Annotated in this window: 15 protein-coding genes; 8 read left to right on the top strand and 7 right to left on the bottom strand. The window is 50.8% G+C overall.

Annotated elements, in window-relative coordinates; translation table 11 throughout:
* Positions 1-104: 104 nt before the first annotated feature.
* Entirely contained in the window at positions 105-647 is a 543-nt protein-coding gene (locus JNC80_RS06100) for a flavin reductase family protein (protein WP_022709840.1), read from the bottom strand.
* Positions 648-1,126: 479 nt separating this feature from the next.
* Here JNC80_RS06100 and JNC80_RS06095 point away from each other — a divergent pair, with 479 nt between their 5' ends.
* Both JNC80_RS06095 and JNC80_RS06090 read left to right on the top strand, forming a co-directional pair.
* Positions 1,127-2,197: an ABC transporter substrate-binding protein gene (locus tag JNC80_RS06095; RefSeq protein WP_376709793.1), complete on the top strand. Its 1,071-nt coding sequence runs from the start codon at positions 1,127-1,129 to the stop codon at positions 2,195-2,197.
* 38 nt (positions 2,198-2,235) lie between these two features.
* A complete protein-coding gene (locus tag JNC80_RS06090; RefSeq protein ID WP_376709792.1) occupies positions 2,236-3,285 on the top strand; it encodes a P1 family peptidase in 1,050 nt (349 codons plus the stop codon).
* Positions 3,286-3,349: 64 nt separating this feature from the next.
* On the opposite strand, the gene JNC80_RS06085 is transcribed toward JNC80_RS06090, so the two are convergent.
* Entirely contained in the window at positions 3,350-3,802 is a 453-nt protein-coding gene (locus JNC80_RS06085; RefSeq protein WP_075656273.1) for a tellurite resistance TerB family protein, read from the bottom strand.
* Between the two features lie 359 nt (positions 3,803-4,161).
* Here JNC80_RS06085 and JNC80_RS06080 point away from each other — a divergent pair, with 359 nt between their 5' ends.
* Positions 4,162-4,947 carry a TSUP family transporter gene (locus tag JNC80_RS06080; protein ID WP_075656427.1) on the top strand — a complete coding sequence of 262 codons (786 nt, stop codon included), beginning with the start codon at positions 4,162-4,164 and terminating at the stop codon, positions 4,945-4,947.
* Here JNC80_RS06080 and JNC80_RS06075 read toward each other — a convergent pair.
* Complete coding sequence (locus JNC80_RS06075; RefSeq protein WP_376709791.1) at positions 4,944-5,372, bottom strand: EamA family transporter; 429 nt, start codon at positions 5,370-5,372, stop codon at positions 4,944-4,946. The two genes, JNC80_RS06080 and JNC80_RS06075, sit on opposite strands and share 4 nt — an antisense overlap.
* Before the next feature lie 850 nt (positions 5,373-6,222).
* Here JNC80_RS06075 and JNC80_RS06070 point away from each other — a divergent pair.
* From JNC80_RS06070 to JNC80_RS06060, 3 genes are all read left to right on the top strand, one after another.
* Positions 6,223-7,233 carry an ABC transporter substrate-binding protein gene (locus JNC80_RS06070; protein WP_376709790.1) on the top strand — a complete coding sequence of 337 codons (1,011 nt, stop codon included), beginning with the start codon at positions 6,223-6,225 and terminating at the stop codon, positions 7,231-7,233.
* A gap of 226 nt (positions 7,234-7,459) precedes the next feature.
* Entirely contained in the window at positions 7,460-8,350 is an 891-nt protein-coding gene (locus JNC80_RS06065) for an ABC transporter permease (protein ID WP_075656271.1), read from the top strand.
* Positions 8,340-9,395, top strand: coding sequence for a quaternary amine ABC transporter ATP-binding protein (locus JNC80_RS06060; RefSeq protein WP_376709789.1), 1,056 nt, complete (start codon positions 8,340-8,342; stop codon positions 9,393-9,395). Before JNC80_RS06065 ends, JNC80_RS06060 begins: the two co-directional genes overlap by 11 nt.
* Positions 9,396-9,469: 74 nt before the next feature.
* On the opposite strand, the gene JNC80_RS06055 is transcribed toward JNC80_RS06060, so the two are convergent.
* On the bottom strand, positions 9,470-9,604 hold the full coding sequence (locus tag JNC80_RS06055) for an entericidin A/B family lipoprotein (RefSeq protein ID WP_075656425.1): 135 nt from the start codon (positions 9,602-9,604) through the stop codon (positions 9,470-9,472).
* Positions 9,605-10,192: 588 nt separating this feature from the next.
* On the opposite strand from JNC80_RS06055, the gene JNC80_RS06050 reads away from it, so the two are divergent.
* Positions 10,193-11,191 carry a GlxA family transcriptional regulator gene (locus JNC80_RS06050; protein ID WP_022709850.1) on the top strand — a complete coding sequence of 333 codons (999 nt, stop codon included), beginning with the start codon at positions 10,193-10,195 and terminating at the stop codon, positions 11,189-11,191.
* Positions 11,192-11,305: 114 nt separating this feature from the next.
* Here JNC80_RS06050 and JNC80_RS06045 read toward each other — a convergent pair whose 3' ends face one another.
* The 3 genes from JNC80_RS06045 to JNC80_RS06035 form a co-directional block, all read right to left on the bottom strand.
* On the bottom strand, positions 11,306-13,816 hold the full coding sequence (locus tag JNC80_RS06045) for a GcvT family protein (protein WP_376709787.1): 2,511 nt from the start codon (positions 13,814-13,816) through the stop codon (positions 11,306-11,308).
* A gap of 373 nt (positions 13,817-14,189) precedes the next feature.
* Complete coding sequence (locus JNC80_RS06040; RefSeq protein ID WP_022709852.1) at positions 14,190-14,474, bottom strand: hypothetical protein; 285 nt, start codon at positions 14,472-14,474, stop codon at positions 14,190-14,192.
* A 189-nt stretch (positions 14,475-14,663) separates the two neighbouring features.
* A complete protein-coding gene (locus tag JNC80_RS06035) occupies positions 14,664-16,985 on the bottom strand; it encodes a mechanosensitive ion channel domain-containing protein (RefSeq protein WP_376709786.1) in 2,322 nt (773 codons plus the stop codon).
* A gap of 564 nt (positions 16,986-17,549) precedes the next feature.
* Between JNC80_RS06035 and JNC80_RS06030 the strand changes: the two genes are divergently transcribed.
* On the top strand, positions 17,550-17,939 hold the full coding sequence (locus tag JNC80_RS06030; RefSeq protein ID WP_376709785.1) for a hypothetical protein: 390 nt from the start codon (positions 17,550-17,552) through the stop codon (positions 17,937-17,939).
* Positions 17,940-17,995 lie beyond the last annotated feature (56 nt).

The following is a 17,995-nucleotide window of genomic DNA, read 5'->3' as shown; positions in this document are numbered from 1 at the left end:
CCTCCCCTTTTAGTCCTTGAGCATTCTCATAATAAAAATACCCGCGCGCAGAGTGCTGCGCACGGGCTTTTTTGTCAAACCAAGTCTCGTTTAATTAACAGGCTTCAGATTTTGAGCTGATGATAGGAGCGGTTGAGATAAACCAGCGCTTCATTGCCCTCGGCCTGCGACTGTTCCGCAGAAATCTGCCGCAAGGCCAGCACTTCCCCGAACAGAACATGATGCGTGGCATGATCCTGACGCGAGATGATCTTACAATCGAGACTTGCCAGCGCGCCTTTGAGAACCGGCGAGCCTGTTGCCATCACATCCCACTCAGCCAAGGCAAAACGCTCTTCCATGGTCAGGTGATTGCGGCCGGCAAAAGCCTCCGCGAGATCTTTTTGCCCCGCATGAAGCACATTGAAAGCAAAAACACCGTTTTCAATGAACATCAGATTATCTGTATGCACACGCTGCAGGCAGATCAGAATGGTCGCCGGATTATCCGATACGGAACAACCGGCAGAAAGCGTCAGAGCACGGCGTCCGGCCGGACCATCAGTCGTCACAATATTCACAGCACCGGCAAACTGGCTCATCGCATTGCGATAGTTCAGCGGATCCACAGCCTGATTTGTCGTCACAATAGACTTTACCATATTCATTTATATCGCTCTGCCAGTGCACCACTATAAAATGCGCATAAGATTTCAACACCCTCTTACACGTCCGGTGCCCACTTTACAGTACCAACTCTTCGATTTTAGCAATCAAATGACAGTGAGGACTGTCGTTTAACTCTATAAAAGCAGAATTCTAAAGACGGCAACAGAAAATCAGCACAGTTACGTAGGTGTGGCCAGAACAAGTTTAAGTATCTGAATCAAAAAGCGACTGACACAAGCGAAAATGGTGATTTTTGAGCATCCGCACGGAGTGCACTTAATGTATGTGAGTACGGAAGCGGAGAAAATTGCCATTTGCAGCCAAGTCAGGCGGTTTTGGATCAGATACTAAGCCATTGCAAGCAGATGCAGAACACACTACCTCTGAGGGCAGAATTTTCTTATCAAGGTTGAACCCGCATCTCATGAGACTTGCCGCCACGCTTTACTGTCTTTGTACCGGACTATCAGCGCTGACCATGAGCACTGCTCACGGCCAGACACAGGCTGATAATTCTCCCCTGCAAATCGGTATTGTTGCCCCTTTTGAAGGGCCTTATGCCACGCTGGCAAAACAGATCATGCTTGGTGCGGAAGCGGCTAAAATTCAAAACCAATATCCGGTCAGCCTTGTCTATATGCAGGAATCTTGCAAAGCGGATCAGGATGCAGCCACAGCTGAGAAACTCAGACAAGCCAAAATCAAAGTCGTTATCGGCTATTTGTGCAGTGAATCGCTGGAAGGTGCGGCACCGGTACTGGCGCGAGACGGCATAGCCATTCTCAGCCTCGGCAGCCGCCAGCCAACAATTCTTGAGCAGGAAACCAGACAGAGTTTCGGTATTTTCCGGTTGCAGCCGGATCGTAAGCTCGCAACGGCAGTTCTCGCTGATAAGCTCGCCCCCCTCTGGCGCACCGCTCCTTTTGCTTTGATTGAAGACGGAACCGTTCAGGGTCGTGACTTTGCGCGCGATGCTCTGCTGGCTTTCAAATCCCGTGGCCTTGAACCGGCATTGACCGACACTTACCGTCCGGCACAAACCTCGCAAAATGCTTTAATCTCACGGCTGAAACGTGCGGGTATCAACCATATTCTGCTCGGCGGTGAAGGAGATGATGCTTCAGTCATTACCCGCAGTGCAGCAGCTGCCAACTGGCCTTTGACAATAGCAGGCAGCGAAACATTTCTGCGCGGTGATCCGCAAAACCCGTTGCCAGCAGGGCTGCTGATGAGTGCCATTCCTGAAGCCACTACACAGGCTTCGGCAGAAAGCGCAGTTAAAGCCATTACCGCTATGGCTGAAAAGCAACCGGATACGCAGGATATGAAGGCTGACGGTTATGCATTAGAGGCCTATAGCGCCCTGCAAATTGCCGCACAGATCCTGATCAATCCGTCAGAAACGCAAAAAACCGCTGCCGAGCTTTTATACTCAACCCGTTTTGAAACAGCCGGTGGCACCGTCAGCTTTACACCTGCAGGTTTGCGGCAGGAAAATTCCTACCGGCTGATGCGCTTTAACGGCAAGGATTTTGAACCGGTGCAATAAAGTCAGAAATGGGAAAAACCAAAATGGGGGGACAGAAAATGACAAAGCCGCTGAGCCACAGCCACAACACCACTGTTTCCGGCCCGCGAAATCTGATTACCGATGTGGCGGGGCTGCGGGTTGGCAATGCGCAGGACGAGCATATCAAAACCGGCGTCACAACTATTCTCTGTGACCGTGAAACCACCGCTGCGGTGCAAGTGCTCGGCGGTGCGCCCGGAGCACGGGAAACCGATCTGCTGGAGCCCCATAATACCGTGCAAAGCGTGAATGCGATTGTGCTTTCCGGCGGTTCGGCATTCGGTCTCGATTCCGCTTCCGGTGTGCAGGCTTACTTGCGCGAGAGAAAAATCGGTTTTGAAGCGGCAGGGCATTATATTCCAATTGTCCCCTCTGCCATTCTTTTTGACATGCATAATGGCGGCAATAAAGACTGGGGGCGTTACCCGCCCTATCGCGAGCTTGGCTATCTGGCAGCGGAAAATGCGGCAGAAGAATTTGAACTCGGCAGTTATGGTGCCGGTGCCGGTGCTCTGGTCGCCGGTTTCAAAGGCGGGCTTGGCTCCGCCTCTCACAGACTGCCGAATGGCATGACCATGGGCGCACTGGTTGCCGTCAATGCTGTCGGCTCTGTCACTGTCGGCGATACAAAGCACTTCTGGGCTGCACCATTTGAGCAGGATAATGAATTCGGCGGGATTGGTTACCCCTCACCTATGCCTGCAAATGCAACAGACCTGCGCATAAAATTCCGTGACAACGGCGCTGCACTGCCACCTGCAGCCAACACCACCATCGGCACCATTGCCACCGATGCGGTTCTAACAAAAGCGCAGGCCAAGCGTCTGGCAATTGCTGCTCATGACGGTTACTCCCGCGCGATCTGGCCTGCACATACACCTTTTGACGGTGATCTGATCTTTGCACTCGCCACCGGTGCCAGCGGTATTGAACCCTCGGTTGAAGATTTCATTGATCTTTGTGCCGCTGCGGCTTCAACCATGGCACGCGCTGTGGCACGCGGAGTTTATCATGCTGCACCGAGAGAAAATGACCTGTTCTCGTGCTGGAGTTTGAGCGGAGAATAAATAAAAAGCGCGCCGGTCGGGGCGCGCTCTTTCTTTGTTGATTACCCCGCTTGAGTGAGTGTGCTTAATCTTCAACCTGTCCGCTGTTCTGGCGGCGTTCAAACAGTTCTTCCGGTGTAACATTCAGCTGCTCAACCACACGGGCAATCAATGCACTTTCCGCCGGATGAATTTCATTATCCGCTTTTGCAATGGTCAGCAGATGTCCGACAAGCGACTGACGGCGTTCCGGCACCATTTCACTGAACAAAGCGGCAGCCTGCGTACTGGTCGTCTCATAGGAGAAGGTTTTCAGATAATCTGCCACTTCAGGCAGTTCTTCCGGCTTGATATCAAAATCATGCTGCATGATGCGCAATAATGCATTCATTTCAGCCTGATTTTTCTGTCCGTCAGCAAAAACCAACCGCACCAGCAGCAGCAATTCGGAGACCAGAGCCGGATCCTCCGACAGGCGCTGCACAGCAGTCTTCTTGCTCAGATAAGCGCTGATACGCTCAAAAATCGTTTCACTCATCATCGTCCCCGAAAAACGCAAGTCTTTTAAGAAATGCAGTGTTGGCAAGACTGCGGCCAAATGACAAGCCCTGCCTTGCAACTCTTTGGAAATAAGACAAGCATCGAGCATAATTTCTTAAACCTGGATCAGTTTAAGGTAGAATTATGCTCTGCTTTAAAGGTGTTAGAGCGACCTGTGTGCGCCCAAACAGGCGCACGGCGCTCTAAGTAAACAATTCCGTTATTGTTCTGTCCCATCTTGCACCTCTATCCGGCAGTCTTTATGAATTGCTCCCAACATAAAAGCCCGCCGCCTGCTTTGCCCCTCTCCGCAAGACCCGCTGCACAGTTCTGAACGGTTCCCCCATGTTCGCGTCTATGACCGCCTCCATTGATTCCCTGCTTTTGCTGCTCGCTCTCGCCGGTTTTATTGCCGGTTTTATTGACGCTATTGCAGGTGGCGGTGGTATGATTACCGTCCCGGCGCTGATGCTGGCCGGTATTCCCCCTGTTGAGGCACTGGGCACCAACAAGTTGCAATCGCTGTTCGGCTCATCTTCCGCAACCCTGTCCTATGCGCGCAAAGGCCATGTCAATATCAAAGAGCAATTGCCGCAAGCTTTAATGTCCGGTCTCGGTGCTGTGCTTGGTGCCCTGCTGGCCACTTATATTCCGGGTGATTTTCTCTATGGCTTGCTGCCAATTCTGTTGATCGCTATCGCCATTTACTTCGCCCTGAAACCCAATGCAGGCGATGTCAGCCGCGTTCAGCGTATGAAGCCGTTCCTCTTCGGCGTAACCATCGTGCCGCTGATCGGTTTTTATGACGGCTTGTTTGGCCCCGGCACCGGTTCATTCTTCATGCTGTGCTTTGTGTCTCTGGCAGGCTATGGCCTGCTCAAAGCAACCGCCCACACAAAATTGCTCAACTTTGCCTCTAATTTCGGCAGCTTCCTGACCTTTTTGGCCTTCGGTGCGATTAACTGGAAAATCGGTCTGGTGATGGGTGTCGCCCAAATGTTCGGCGCAACAGCGGGTGCCCATCTGGCAATGCGCGTCGGCGCAGGCCTCATCAAGCCATTGCTGATTATCACTTGTATCCTGCTGACAATCCGCCTGCTGATGGAGCCAAGCAATCCGCTGCGTCTCTGGATCGGGTTTTAAACTTTTAAGGTCAGCAGAATAACGCCGCCTGCGATCATCACCACACCGGCCCAGTTTATCGCGGAGAGCTTTTCGTCGAGAAAAACCACGCCGAAAATTGCCACCATAATGATTGAGAGCTTGTCTACCGGCGCAACCCGCGCGGCATCCCCGATTTTAAGCGCACGAAAATAAGCGATCCATGACGCACCGGTTGCCAGTCCTGACAGAACCAGAAACAACCAGCTCTTGGCCGAAATATCAGATGTTTTCTGCCACTGCCCGCTGATTGTGAGAAACAGGCACAAGGCTGCGATAATCACCAATGTACGGATAAAGGTCGCAAAATCCGAATTAATTCCGGCAATACCCAGCTTGGCAAAAATTGCTGTCAGTGCCGCAAATGCAGCTGATACCAGCGCCCAGAATTGCCAGCTTTCCGTCATTGTCTGTTCCTTAACTTTATCTTCTGCGTTTCTTGTAAATAATCTTCTGAGTTTTCAGATGCTACTAACAATAATGGTCACGCAGCCCATTATTTAATGTATTGCACAATAGAAATAATCTGCATCCCGAGAGAAAAACAATCAAAAAAAATTGCATATTTACCACCCGTTAAACTCTTGATAACCGAACGGTAACGATGTGTGTTTAAAAGAGTGGATAAGAGACATTTATGTCTCCCGCTCCGGATCAGGTATTGCGTACCGGAGTTGTATTTTATCTGCCGCGTTGAGTGAGGCAGATAAGCCAAGCGTATTTTGGCAATCACCGCGCAAGCTTAAAAGCGATAGCGCGGTTTTTGCCGTATCTGCTCTCTATGCGCAGCCGCAGCCAAGCCTGCACCTGTATTTTCCCAGCTCCAAATTCTGAGAAATCTGCCCCGCCTATTATGCCAGAGCGAGTTTTTTCGCGCCTGTAGCACAGGCTGTATACGCCACCCAAAAACCTCTTTACTATCAAAGTGATACTTAAAATCTCTCAAAGTATAATATCACTATTTTTATCTGATTTTACACCAAACTAAATATTACCCACAAAATCTTCATGACAAAATAAGTCACATTTTTAAAACTGAAGCACTCCATTTCTCTTCTGCCATAAAACAACTGACCGCAGCAAAGTTTTTCACTCTTTAAATAGGAATGTCGCTAATTCGTTACAGATCGTCGTTGTGAAGCCGCACAGTTTGCTGCTTAGAATATTGCATATCATTATAAAAAATTAACTGTCTCCGGCACCGGTACCACCGGAAGACAGATAACAACCGGTACCACGGGGAATAGGAGAACACATATGAAGAGGCTCTTTGCTTCAACTATTCTGGCCGCCGGTCTTTTGACGGCTTCCGGTATGATGTCTGTGTCTGCACAAGCTGCCGAATGCGGTGAAGTCACCATTTCCAATATGAACTGGCAGTCCGCAGAACTGCTTTCCAATCTTGATAAAATCATTCTCACCGCAGGCTATGGCTGCAATGCGGAAATCGTTGTCGGCGATACAGTACCGACCATCACATCCATGGTAGAAAAAGGTCAGCCGGATATTGCTCCGGAAGGCTGGGTCGATCTGCTGCCCGATATTGTTAAAAAAGGTTTTGATGACGGCAAAATTATTGCCGTGTCCGAGTCCCTGCCCGATGGCGGTGAACAGGGCTGGTGGATTCCAAAATATATTGCCGACAAAAACCCTGACATTAAAACCTTCGACGATTTGCTGAAACATCCTGATCTGTTTCCTGATCCGGAAAATCCGTCCAAGGGCGCTATTTATAATGGTGCACCGGGTTGGGGCGGCACGGTTGTTACCAGCCAGTTCTACAAGGCTTTTGAATTTGAAAAAGCCGGTTTCAATCTGATTGATACCGGATCCGCAGCAGGTCTGGACGGCGCTATCGCCAAAGCCAATGAGCGCAAAGAGCCGATTGCTGCCTTCTATTGGGCACCAACTGCCCTGCTCGGCAAATATGAAATGGTCATGCTGAAAACCGGCTATGACATTGATGAAGCCGAATGGAAACGCTGCAACACCGTGCTCGACTGTCCAGATCCGAAGAAAAACGGCTGGCCGAAAGATCGCGTACAAACACTGGTCACCAAGAAATTCTCTGATCGTGCAGGCCCTGCCCTCGATTATCTGAAAAACCGGTCATGGTCGAATGAAACGCTGAACAAGCTGCTCGCATGGATGACCGACAATCAGGCAACCGGTGAACAGGCTGCCGTTTACTTCCTGAAAACACAGGAAGATATGTGGACGAAGTGGGTTCCGGCAGATGTGGCGGAAAAAGTGAAAGCTGCGATCTGATCCTTAGAGCATGTCGCGCTCAAATGAATTCATTTGAGCTACCGCGAACATCGACAATGAAAAGAATCTAGAGCGAGCGCTATGATCCAATCTGGATGTAAACCGCTCTAGTCACTGATTTTTATCAGTAACAAAGCCTCTTCAAAAATCCCTGTCCGGCCTCATCATGCCGGACAGGGAGTGTTTAAAAAATTGAATGAGTTGCAAATCGGAGAACAGACGCTTCATGGACTGGCTGTACCGCTTTCCCAATCTCGACAATGCGACACTTACCAATCTCAAAAAAGCCATTGACGAGACATTCCGCAGCTTCACCCGTGCCTACGGGGATGCCATTGAGGGCTTTTTCAACCCGCTGCAATATTTTCTGATTCAGGCAGAACGCTTTATGACAGGCACACCATGGCCGGTCATATTATTGCTCATTGCCGCAATCGCATGGTTCTCCAGCCGCAGCATCAAAATCACCATCGGCTCTGTCATCACTTTGTTTATCATCGGCTATCTCGGCATGTGGGATGATACGATGAAGACAATCTCGATGATTTTTGTCTGTACGGTTATCGCCATTCTCGTCGGCATCCCGACCGGCATTCTGATGGCCAAATCCAACCGCCTGCAAAGTGTCATCAGCCCTGTGCTGGATATTATGCAGACCATGCCAAGCTTTGTTTATCTCATTCCGGTAGTGATGCTGCTTGGTATCGGCCGCGTACCGGGGCTGATTGCCGTGGTTATCTATGCCATTCCGCCGATTATCCGCCTGACCAATCTCGGTATCCGGCAGGTTGACCGTGACGTGCTGGAGGCGGCAGATGCTTTCGGCTCATCCCCGTGGCAAAAACTCAAAAATGTACAGCTACCGCTGGCGCTGCCAACTATTATGGCGGGTATCAACCAGACAATCATGATGGCGCTGGCCATGGTGGTGATTGCCTCGATGATCGGCGTGCAGGGGCTGGGACAGCCGGTGCTTAAAGCTATTTCCAACCAGTATTTCACTTTGGGTATTTTCAACGGCATGGCCATTGTCGGTATTGCCATTATTTTTGACCGCATCAGTCAGGCCTATGGCGCACGGTTGCAGAAACATTTGGAGATCACGCATGGCCAATAATCCGTCTGTATCGACGGCTGAGACACCTGCAGCCGGCATCTCCATCCGCAATCTCTACAAGATCTTCGGTCATGATCCGAAAGCCTATGTGCAGCTTGTCAGAGAAGGCATGACCAAAGCAGAACTGAATGACAAGCATGGTCATATTCTGGGGCTGCGCGACATTAATATTGATATGCCTGCGGGTTGTATTCAGGTGGTGATGGGCTTGTCCGGCTCTGGAAAGTCCACCCTTATCCGCCATATTAACCGGTTGATTGACCCGACCAGCGGTGAACTTCTGGTCGGTGATGAAGATGTGGTCACCATGTCGCCTGCGCAATTGCGCGCATTCCGGCGGCACAAAACGGCGATGGTGTTTCAGAAATTTGCCCTGTTGCCGCATCGCACAGTTTTGGAAAACACCGTCTACGGACTGGAAATTCAGGGCGTGCCGCGTACCCGACAGCTGGAGGAAGCCCATCGCTGGATTGAACGCGTCGGCCTGAAAGGCTTTGAGGAGAAATATCCGAACCAGCTGTCCGGCGGTATGCAGCAGCGCGTGGGACTTGCCCGTGCGCTGACCAATGATGCACCGATCCTGCTGATGGATGAGGCTTTTTCCGCGCTTGATCCGCTGATCCGCGTGGATATGCAATCTGTGCTGCTCGATCTGCAAAAAGAGATCAAAAAGACCATTGTATTTATCACGCATGATCTGGATGAGGCTTTGCGGCTGGGTGACCGGATTGCCATTCTACGTGACGGTGAAATTATTCAGCAAGGCACAGGTCAGGATATCGTGCTTCATCCGGCAGATGCTTATATTGAAAGCTTTGTGCAGGAGGTCAATCGCGGGCGGGTTATCCGTGTGGATACGATTATGACACCCCCGCAAGGTGCGGACACCAATCTGCCGGTAATCCGTTTTGATACGCTGCTGGAAGAGGCAATGCGCAAACTCGTGGATGAAAAAACTGAACAGGTCAATGTGTGCTGCGAAAAAGGCATCATCATCGGCCAGACCTCTGTCAGTTCGGTTATGGCTGCGATGATACGCCGTTAAACTTTAGACGCGTAAATAGCAAAAGCCTGCATTGATAGCTCAATGCAGGCTTTTAAAGTCTCAGATGCGCTTATTTACTCAATGGTCTGCTGAACAGCACGGCCAGTGTCTTTCACGTCCTTACCGACACCGCGCACCGTATTGGCACAAGCGGCCAGCGACAGCGCACAGATAACAATAACAAGCGGGGCGAATACAGAAGTTTTCATCAAGATATCTCCCAAATCATGAGCCAAAACCTGATCGCCTGTCAGTTACGGGGCGTTTTCCCAAAGAATAACCTTAGAAAACCGCATCACTCCTGACAGAAAACGAACAGTTTCATGACAAGGAACGCGGAACGCCCCTTTCTGGTTGCATCACTAAAACATAATTCAGGAAATAATTGAGCGCCTTACCGGCTGTGCCTTGCACAATATCAAGAGACGCAAACAATATAGCGTTCGCGACATAATTTCATTTTACACCAATTCTAAGATTACAAAAAATTTGCGTCTGCACGCCATTTTTCGATACAAAATTACCATTTCGCGACAGGCATTTGGCCGCACTTCCCTAAGACCAAAGAATATGTCTCAATACCGATATCCTGATTGCGCCGTCTGTGTGGGACAGAAAACCGGCCTGTCAGAGATCAAACTATACAAAGCGGTTCAGACAAAACAGAGAGTGTTTTACGGGAAAAGCACCTTAAAGGATAAACCCGGCTCTTCTCTGGCCCGATCTGACCTGCACAAATTAATAATTGAGCATCTTGTTTTACGACATGACAGCTCTGAAAATGCGGGAACATGGCCATGAATGATAAAGCACGGCTTAAGCGGTCTATTGTCTTTTTTCTGGTGCCGAATTTTTCTATGATTGCTTTTGCCACGGCGATTGAGCCATTGCGCATTGCCAATCGTATGCTCGGTTTTGAAGCCTATCGCTGGCGGCTGGCCTCCGCAGACGGTAAACCTGTCATGGCATCCAGCGATATTGAAATTGCTGCAAACACATCACTGGATGATGAACGCCGCAATCTTATCGGCGAGAACCGCCCCAGCATGGTATTTGTCTGTTCAGGCGTTCATGTCGAAAATTATCAGAATAAATCTGCACTGGCATGGCTCCGTGAATCCTATAATCGCGGCATTTCCGTTGGCGGACTGTGCACCGGCGCTCATATTCTGGCATCGGCCGGATTGCTCTCCGGCAAACGCTGCGCCATTCATTGGGAAAATCTGCCAGGCTTTTCTGAAACCTTTCCGAAGGCTGAGGTCTATGCGGATCTGTTTGAGATCGACAGCAATCTCTACACCTGTGCAGGCGGCACAGCGGCACTGGATATGATGCTGAAACTGATCGGCGATGATTTTGATGAAAATCTGGTCAACAGCATCTGCGAACAGGCGCTGACTGACCGCGTGCGCAAACCGCATGACCGCCAGCGCCTGCCATTGCGTGCCCGTCTCGGCGTACAGAACTCCAAGGTACTCTCAATCATTGAAATGATGGAAGGCTGCCTTACAGAACCTCTGTCACTGCTGGATGTTGCCGGTAATGTTGGCCTGTCCCGCCGCCAGATTGAACGCCTGTTCCGTCAGGAAATGGGGCGTTCCCCTGCCCGCTATTATCTGGAAATCCGTCTTGACCGCGCCCGCCATCTGCTGATCCAGTCTTCTATGCCGGTGGTTGAGGTGGCTGTAGCCTGCGGCTTTGTCTCCGCCTCGCATTTCTCAAAATGCTATCGCGAACTTTACGGTCGTTCACCGCAGCAGGAACGCGCCGACAGAAAACAGCTGATTGCTGCTTAAGAACACTGCAAAGGCCGGTTTTACCGGCCTTTTTATTGTGCGCTCAATACATAAAAAATCACCAGCATCTCAAAGGAAATGCCGGTGATTTTGTCTTTGCAATGACTGAGAGTTTTAAGCTCTCAGACGTTCATTCTCAGGATCAAACGGCGATTCCGGTACGATCGTCGCCTTATAGTTTTTGCCGAGAATATTAATTTCCAGTTCCGTCCCGATTGCAGCATGTTCCGGCTTTACCATTGCCAGTGCAATGCTCTTATTGAGACGCCATGCAAAGCCGCCATTGGTGGCGCGGCCAACCAGCTTGCCGTCTTTGTAAATCGCCTCGGAACCACGGGCATCGGCATCCTCAACACCGTGAATTTCCAGCGTCACAAAATTCCAGCGCAAGCCTTTTTCGCGGGCAGCCACAGCTGCATCACGGCCAATAAACTCGCCTTTATTCGGGTGAACAAAGCGATCCAGACCGGATTCAAAGGCATTATATTCCACCGACATTTCGCGCGGGATCAGACGATAGGATTTTTCAATGCCCATCGACAGCATGGCGCGGATGCCAAACGGCTTGATACCAAATTCAGCACCGGCTTCCATCACCAGATCATAGATCGTGTTCTGCTGTTCAATCGGATGATGCAGTTCCCAGCCCAGCTCGCCAACAAAGTTGACGCGCAATGCATGGGCAGTTGCAGTGCCGACACTGATTTCCTTACCTGTCAGCCAAGGAAAGTCTTCATTAGACAGGCTGGTGCGGGTCAGTTTCTGCAAAACTTTACGGCTATTCGGCCCCGCAAGAACCAGCACACCATATTTCTGGGTGATCGGACGCAGAATAACCGAACCGTCTTTTGGCGCCAGCTTATAGAGATAATCATGATCGATATTCTCATAGGCACCGGCAGACACCAGATAGAAACTTCCTGGTTTCCACTCATAGACGGTGAATTCGCTCTGCACACCACCCTGCGGTGTCAGCATATGGCTCAGTGCCACGCGGCCTTGTTTCTTCGGCACACGATTGGCGAGAATGCTTTCCAGCCACTGGCGCGCACCGGAACCGGTCACTTCCATCTTAGCGAAGGGTGACATATCCAGCAGGCCGACATTATTGGTGACATTCTTCACTTCATTGCCGACATGCTCGAAATAATTCGAGCGGCGGAACGACCAGAGTTCCTGAACCTTACCATTGGCATCCGGCTCCGGATGATTATGGTTCAGCAGCACATCCGGCTTATCCAGCGATGCAACATCAATGCCATAGCCCTCCGGTGCAAACCAGTTGGCACGCTCCCAACCATAGACGGAACCGAACACACCGCCCAAGGCCTTCTGGCGGTCATAGGACGGCGAACGCTTCAGCGGACGCGCAGCCGTGCGTTCCTCATCAGGATAATGCACCGTGAAAACATCAGCATAGGCTTCTTCCGCTTTTTCCTTGAGATAGCCTTCAGTCACATAAGGGCCGAAACGGCGCGGATCCACACCCATCATATCAATGGATGGTTCGCCCTCGACAATCCATTCGGCCAGCTGCCAGCCGGCACCGCCCGCAGCAGTCACACCAAAAGAATGGCCTTCATTGAGCCAGAAATTCTGCAACCCCGGTGCAGGGCCGATAATCGGATTACCATCCGGCGTATAGGCAATCGCACCATTATAAACTTTCTTGATCCCCACTTCGCCAAAGGCAGGCACACGCGCAATTGCGGTTTCAATATATGGCATCAGGCGTTCGAGATCTTCCTGAAACAGCTCATATTCGCTCTCGTCAGACGGGCCGTCCTGATAACAGACCGGCGCACCGATTTCATAAGGCCCGAGCAACAACCCGCCATTTTCCTCACGCATATACCACGAGCTGTCGCTCTCGCGCAGCACGCCCATTTCCGGCAAGCCTTTGGATTTGCGCTCCATGATTGCCGGATGCGGCTCGGTGACAATATATTGATGCTCGACCGGCACAACCGGCACAGTCAAGCCGACCATCTTGCCGGTTTTTGCAGCGAAGCTGCCGGAAGCGGACACAACGTGATCAGCGGTAATATCGCCCTTGTCAGTTTTCACCAGCCATTTGCCGTCCGGCAATTGTTCAATACCGGTCACAGTGGTGTAACGGTAAATCGTAGCGCCCATATCACGGGCACCTTTTGCCAGCGCCTGCGTGAGATCGGCCGGTTGGATATAACCGTCATCCGGATGCTGGATCGCGCCGAGAATACCGTCCGTTTCCGCCAGCGGCCATACTTCTTTGACCTGTTCCGGCGTCAGAATATTCACCGGTACACCAATGGTCTTCGCCACACCGGCATAATACATATATTCGTCCCAGCGGTCTTTGGTACGCGCCAGGCGAATATTGGTGCACTTACTGAAACCGACATTCAGACCGGTCTCTTTTTCCAGTTCCTGATAGAATTTGACGGAATATTTGTGAATCTGCCCGACCGAATAGCTCAGATTGAACAGAGGCAAAAGCCCCGCCGCATGCCATGTCGAGCCGGAGGTCAGTTCTTTGCGCTCGATCAGCACAGAATCTGCCCAGCCTTTCTTCGCCAGATGATAGAGCGTTGACACGCCTACCACACCGCCACCAATAACCACCGCACGGGCATGGGTCTTCATGAAACTTCATCCTCTGAACCGGCAATGCCGCGTCTTGTTCTGAAGCGGTCCGGCACTGCAACATTCTGATACAGCCTGTTATTTCAGCCCCTTTATCCGGTGCGGTCATAACGTGGCAGGGCGCAAATCTCCCGCCTTGAGGCGCACCATTCTTCCGGTGTTTCAAAGCAGATTGCGCTTACTATGCTGTCAGTTCAGTGACTTGTAAGGTCTGTTTGCGACACAGCCGAAAAGCGCCGCGACGCGACCTCTCCGCAGTGTAAATTCACCCGCACAGGCAATGTCAAAACAAGGATTGCTGCTTTAAGCATAAGAAAAAGCCGCAACGGTTGTGACCATTGCGGCTTTAAAAAAATCAGTCGCTTTGAAGCGGTTATTTATGCGTACCGCCGCCATTGAGAATTGTGATGGCCTCATTGCCCGTCAGCGCCTCGCGGTCGCCGTTCGGAAAGGTCACAAAACAGCCGCTCGGGCAGATTGATACTGTTTCACCGGGCTGCACTGTCACCTGCTGCTTGGAAGAACCTTCCGTCACCACAAGCGTCTGTGCTGTGCTGTCGCTGTTCAGGACGGATGCTGCCAAAGCAGATGCTGATCCGGCCAGAATGCCTGCAATCATAACAAGGCTGCCAAATCCGGTTTTTTTCATATTCACCATAGCACTCCTCAAACTCTGAACTTCACTGCGGTTTCAATCTCTGTGTCAGTCACATTTTAGTCTGCACCGCATCATTTCATGGCCTTATTTATAATCATTGCCGATGAACCGCAACTGAATGAGAAGTTAATTAAAGCTTAATCCAGACAAGAATCGAACAACTTTTTGGCATTTCCTTCATGATCAGCTCTAAGCGACCTCTTCTGAATTTACATGCGGCTCAGGCAAAGGAATCGGAGACGGCAAAGGCATCACACTGATCCCTTCTGCTGCGAACCGCTCAACAATCGTGAATTGCAATTCATTGCGCACACCGAGAGCGCTGGTAATATCGGCCAGAAAAATACGGATTTCAAAGCGCATCATCATATTGCTGCTGACCAGCTCGGTCATATTAATCAGAAACACCATCGGCTCCGGATTTTTCAGAACCAGCGGCGTTTCCTTGGCAATTTCAAACAGCATTGCCTGAATTCGGCGCACATCGGTACGATAACCGATCAGAAGCTGCATATCGGAACGGCCAAGTTTGTTACGATGCGTCCAGTTGCCGACATTGTCATTAATCAGCGTCGAGTTCGGCACAATAATCGTCTCGCGCTGGAAGGTTTCCACTTCCGTTGCACGCACGCTGATCTTTTTCACAAAACCGCTGACAGTGCCTGTCTGTACCCAGTCGCCGACCTTCAGCGGGCGCTCAGCAAGCAGGATCAGCCCCGAAACAAAGTTCGAGACAATATTCTGCAAACCGAAACCGATACCAAGCGAAAGACCACCGGCGACTAGTGCAAGGCTGGAGAGATTGATACCGGCAGCAGAAATACCAAGCAGCCCCGACAAAGCCAGACCGACATAGCCAACCACGGTTTTGATGGAATTGCGCACACCCGGATCAATGCGTCCGCGTGCCATGACACTGCCGTCCAGCCAGTTCTGGAACAACCGCGTCAGGAAGTAACCCATAATGAACAGCACAATACCGGTCAGAATGCTCAGCAGCGAAATCGAGAAATTACCGATCTGGAAACCGGTCATAATCCGCACAAAACTCGTGCTCATTTCCGACCACTGAAAGCCGAACTGCATCAGAACCAGCGGCACACCAATCAGCAGAACAATAAGATTAATGACGATACCCGCCAACAGCCCCAGCTGATCCAGCGTAGCCTCATTGGCATTAAACTTGTCCCGCAGCTTCCGCCCGAGACTAGTATTGGCAAAGGCCTTTTCATGGGTAATAGCGCGGGCTGTCAGAAAGCCGAGATACATGGTGACGATAAACGCACCTGTCACCACAATCTGCTGCGCCACAAAACGGGCAAGACCGATATAACCAAAAATCGCAGCGCAAATTGGTACCAGTCCCAGCACGATCAGAATGATCTTGGTGAGTTTCGGCCATTCGCGCAATTCACCGGTTCTCGGATTTTGAATCGGTTTCAGAAAGGCAATCGCCAGCAGCAGAGCGCCGACCATTGCTGTGCCGATCACACTTTTCGCCACGGTCAGCGACAAAGGCGAGGACATCACGCCATTCAGAATTTCCAGAAAATATTCAATACTCTGCGTAATCGCAGCGGCTGTCAGCAACCAGATCAGGATTTGTGCAGGCTTTGGTGCAATCGGCAGCAGACGCCAGTTCGGCATATCGGGACTCAGCACACCTCTGGCCAGCCGGTAAATAAACAACACGACACAGAACAGAGAAAACAAAGCAGCCAGTAACTGCGCTACATCAGGTCGCAGCAGATCGAAACGCTGGAACAGCACATAGACCAGCCCCAGAAACACGACAATCGCCAGCGACGGAATGACCGTTGACCAGAAGGCAACCGACAAGCGGCTGAGATAGCTCGGTCTCTCCTCCAGCGGATCGCGCTCATAAAGATCGGCGAGCCAGCGCCTTGCACTTAAGTGAATAAGCAATGCCGGAATAACGGAAATCGCCAGAACACCAAGCAATGTCCACAGGCGCGGATAGAGCGTGAAATCCCACCATGATTTCAGCAGATAATAGAATGTCTTGGTTTCATAACCGGCCGCATTGATAACCTCGGTCACCAGCGCCGTGTTAATATCAACACGCTGAGACAGGGTCTGCGTAAACAGGTCACGGCGCATAGAGCCGATTTTCTCAATCAGCTGATTGGCCTGTACCGATGCATCTTCGGTAAAGCCGAGAACCGTATTGATCTCGGCCTTTTCTGCTGTCAGCCGCTCCCGCTCAGTCGCAACAATTTCGGATTCAGCAGGCTTACCTTCCGCAGGCGGAGGCCCCATCTGGTCAAGGCGTGAATTGATTTCGCTCAGACGCGGGCGAAATGCGAGACCGGCATCGAGAAGCTTTTTGGAAATTCCCTCAAGCTTGACCTTAATATTGGCCAGCGTTTCATCATTGCTTTTGGATTTATCGAGAGTTTTGCCGATCTCATCAATCTGGACGCGCAAGTCCTCGACAATCGTCTTTTGCTGCGCTGCCAGATTTTGCGACACGGATTGCGCCTGAGCCATATCCCAGCCGTTTCCGGTCACGCTCCCTGCAGCAATGCCCGATATCAGCAATACAAAGCACAATAAAAACCTTAAGGAGATTGCTGATAGGAGTTTCAAAATCTGTCTCTCAATAAACTGCTGCTTCCGATTCATATTATTGACTTTTCCGGGGCTTTTTCAGAGCCGTCAATCCACAAATAACAGCATAGAAATAAATGGGCGCAAACGCTGCTTTCTTATGCACAATATAGGCGCAAATAAGATTAAGGCCACAGCTTCATGTCACAGAGAAATTGTTTATCTTCTCGTGCAGGTCGTCAGCAGACATAGCTGATTTTTGTCGGTAAAATGCAACAAAGCCGTGTCATGTCAGCTATTTTCCTTGTGATTAAGATGCTGAATGGTTAATGAGATGAAACAGTATTTTTGCATAAGCCGGAGACCTTCTGCAAATTTACGCAAGTCAGACATGATTTTCGCAAATCAGGACAAAAGCGAGCCGGAACAATTTTCAGATCCAGACTTTGCAGCGCGATAACGGGGAAAGCACGACAGGAACAGCACAGGCTGTCTCTTCGCACTGTGCTTTATTCTTTCGGCCTGCTGTGGTTTCTGTCCGGACTGCTGGCTCTGCAATCGGCATTACTTACTGCCGGTGATCAAAACTCAATCAGCTATCAGACCGCAGCACTGGTGCAGGATCGTCAAAGCGTTCAGACCACTGATCCTTCAGGGCGCGCACCGAACAGCACGCTGACAGCGCCGGTTCGGGCAATTCTTACCCCTGCGCTTTATTTCAGCAGCAAGGCTCTGCCTTTCAGTGCTGACGGCACTTTCATTGTGCCTGCATTATTTGCCCTTCTGGCAGCTTTCATTTCCGCATCCGTTCTGCGCATTCAGCATAACCCGCAGACAGATGCCCGCCGGAGCGCTATCCGCGCCCGCGCACCGCCTGCTTTCTTCCAAATTTAAATTCTGCTTTCCGGCAGTTCTTTTAAAATAAGCCCTATTGGACTTTATTTGTCTGA

The sequence above is a fragment of the Pseudochrobactrum lubricantis genome (assembly GCF_041929865.1).
Classification (GTDB): domain Bacteria; phylum Pseudomonadota; class Alphaproteobacteria; order Rhizobiales; family Rhizobiaceae; genus Pseudochrobactrum; species Pseudochrobactrum saccharolyticum.
The sequence above is the reverse complement of the archived record's forward strand: the minus strand, read 5'-3'. Positions and strand labels throughout refer to the sequence as shown.

What these genes read in the sequence shown, in the direction of transcription:
- JNC80_RS06050 (WP_022709850.1), top strand. Translation starts at nt 10,193, where the DNA reads ATGAATGATAAAGCACGGCTTAAGCGGTCTATTGTCTTTTTTCTGGTG.
- JNC80_RS06035 (WP_376709786.1), bottom strand. Translation starts at nt 16,985, where the DNA reads ATGGCTCAGGCGCAATCCGTGTCGCAAAATCTGGCAGCGCAGCAAAAG.
- JNC80_RS06045 (WP_376709787.1), bottom strand. Translation starts at nt 13,816, where the DNA reads ATGAAGACCCATGCCCGTGCGGTGGTTATTGGTGGCGGTGTGGTAGGC.
- JNC80_RS06065 (WP_075656271.1), top strand. Translation starts at nt 7,460, where the DNA reads ATGGACTGGCTGTACCGCTTTCCCAATCTCGACAATGCGACACTTACC.
- JNC80_RS06070 (WP_376709790.1), top strand. Translation starts at nt 6,223, where the DNA reads ATGAAGAGGCTCTTTGCTTCAACTATTCTGGCCGCCGGTCTTTTGACG.
- JNC80_RS06100 (WP_022709840.1), bottom strand. Translation starts at nt 647, where the DNA reads ATGAATATGGTAAAGTCTATTGTGACGACAAATCAGGCTGTGGATCCG.
- JNC80_RS06075 (WP_376709791.1), bottom strand. Translation starts at nt 5,372, where the DNA reads ATGACGGAAAGCTGGCAATTCTGGGCGCTGGTATCAGCTGCATTTGCG.
- JNC80_RS06080 (WP_075656427.1), top strand. Translation starts at nt 4,162, where the DNA reads ATGACCGCCTCCATTGATTCCCTGCTTTTGCTGCTCGCTCTCGCCGGT.
- JNC80_RS06095 (WP_376709793.1), top strand. Translation starts at nt 1,127, where the DNA reads ATGAGCACTGCTCACGGCCAGACACAGGCTGATAATTCTCCCCTGCAA.
- JNC80_RS06060 (WP_376709789.1), top strand. Translation starts at nt 8,340, where the DNA reads ATGGCCAATAATCCGTCTGTATCGACGGCTGAGACACCTGCAGCCGGC.
- JNC80_RS06085 (WP_075656273.1), bottom strand. Translation starts at nt 3,802, where the DNA reads ATGAGTGAAACGATTTTTGAGCGTATCAGCGCTTATCTGAGCAAGAAG.
- JNC80_RS06090 (WP_376709792.1), top strand. Translation starts at nt 2,236, where the DNA reads ATGACAAAGCCGCTGAGCCACAGCCACAACACCACTGTTTCCGGCCCG.
- JNC80_RS06040 (WP_022709852.1), bottom strand. Translation starts at nt 14,474, where the DNA reads ATGGTGAATATGAAAAAAACCGGATTTGGCAGCCTTGTTATGATTGCA.
- JNC80_RS06055 (WP_075656425.1), bottom strand. Translation starts at nt 9,604, where the DNA reads ATGAAAACTTCTGTATTCGCCCCGCTTGTTATTGTTATCTGTGCGCTG.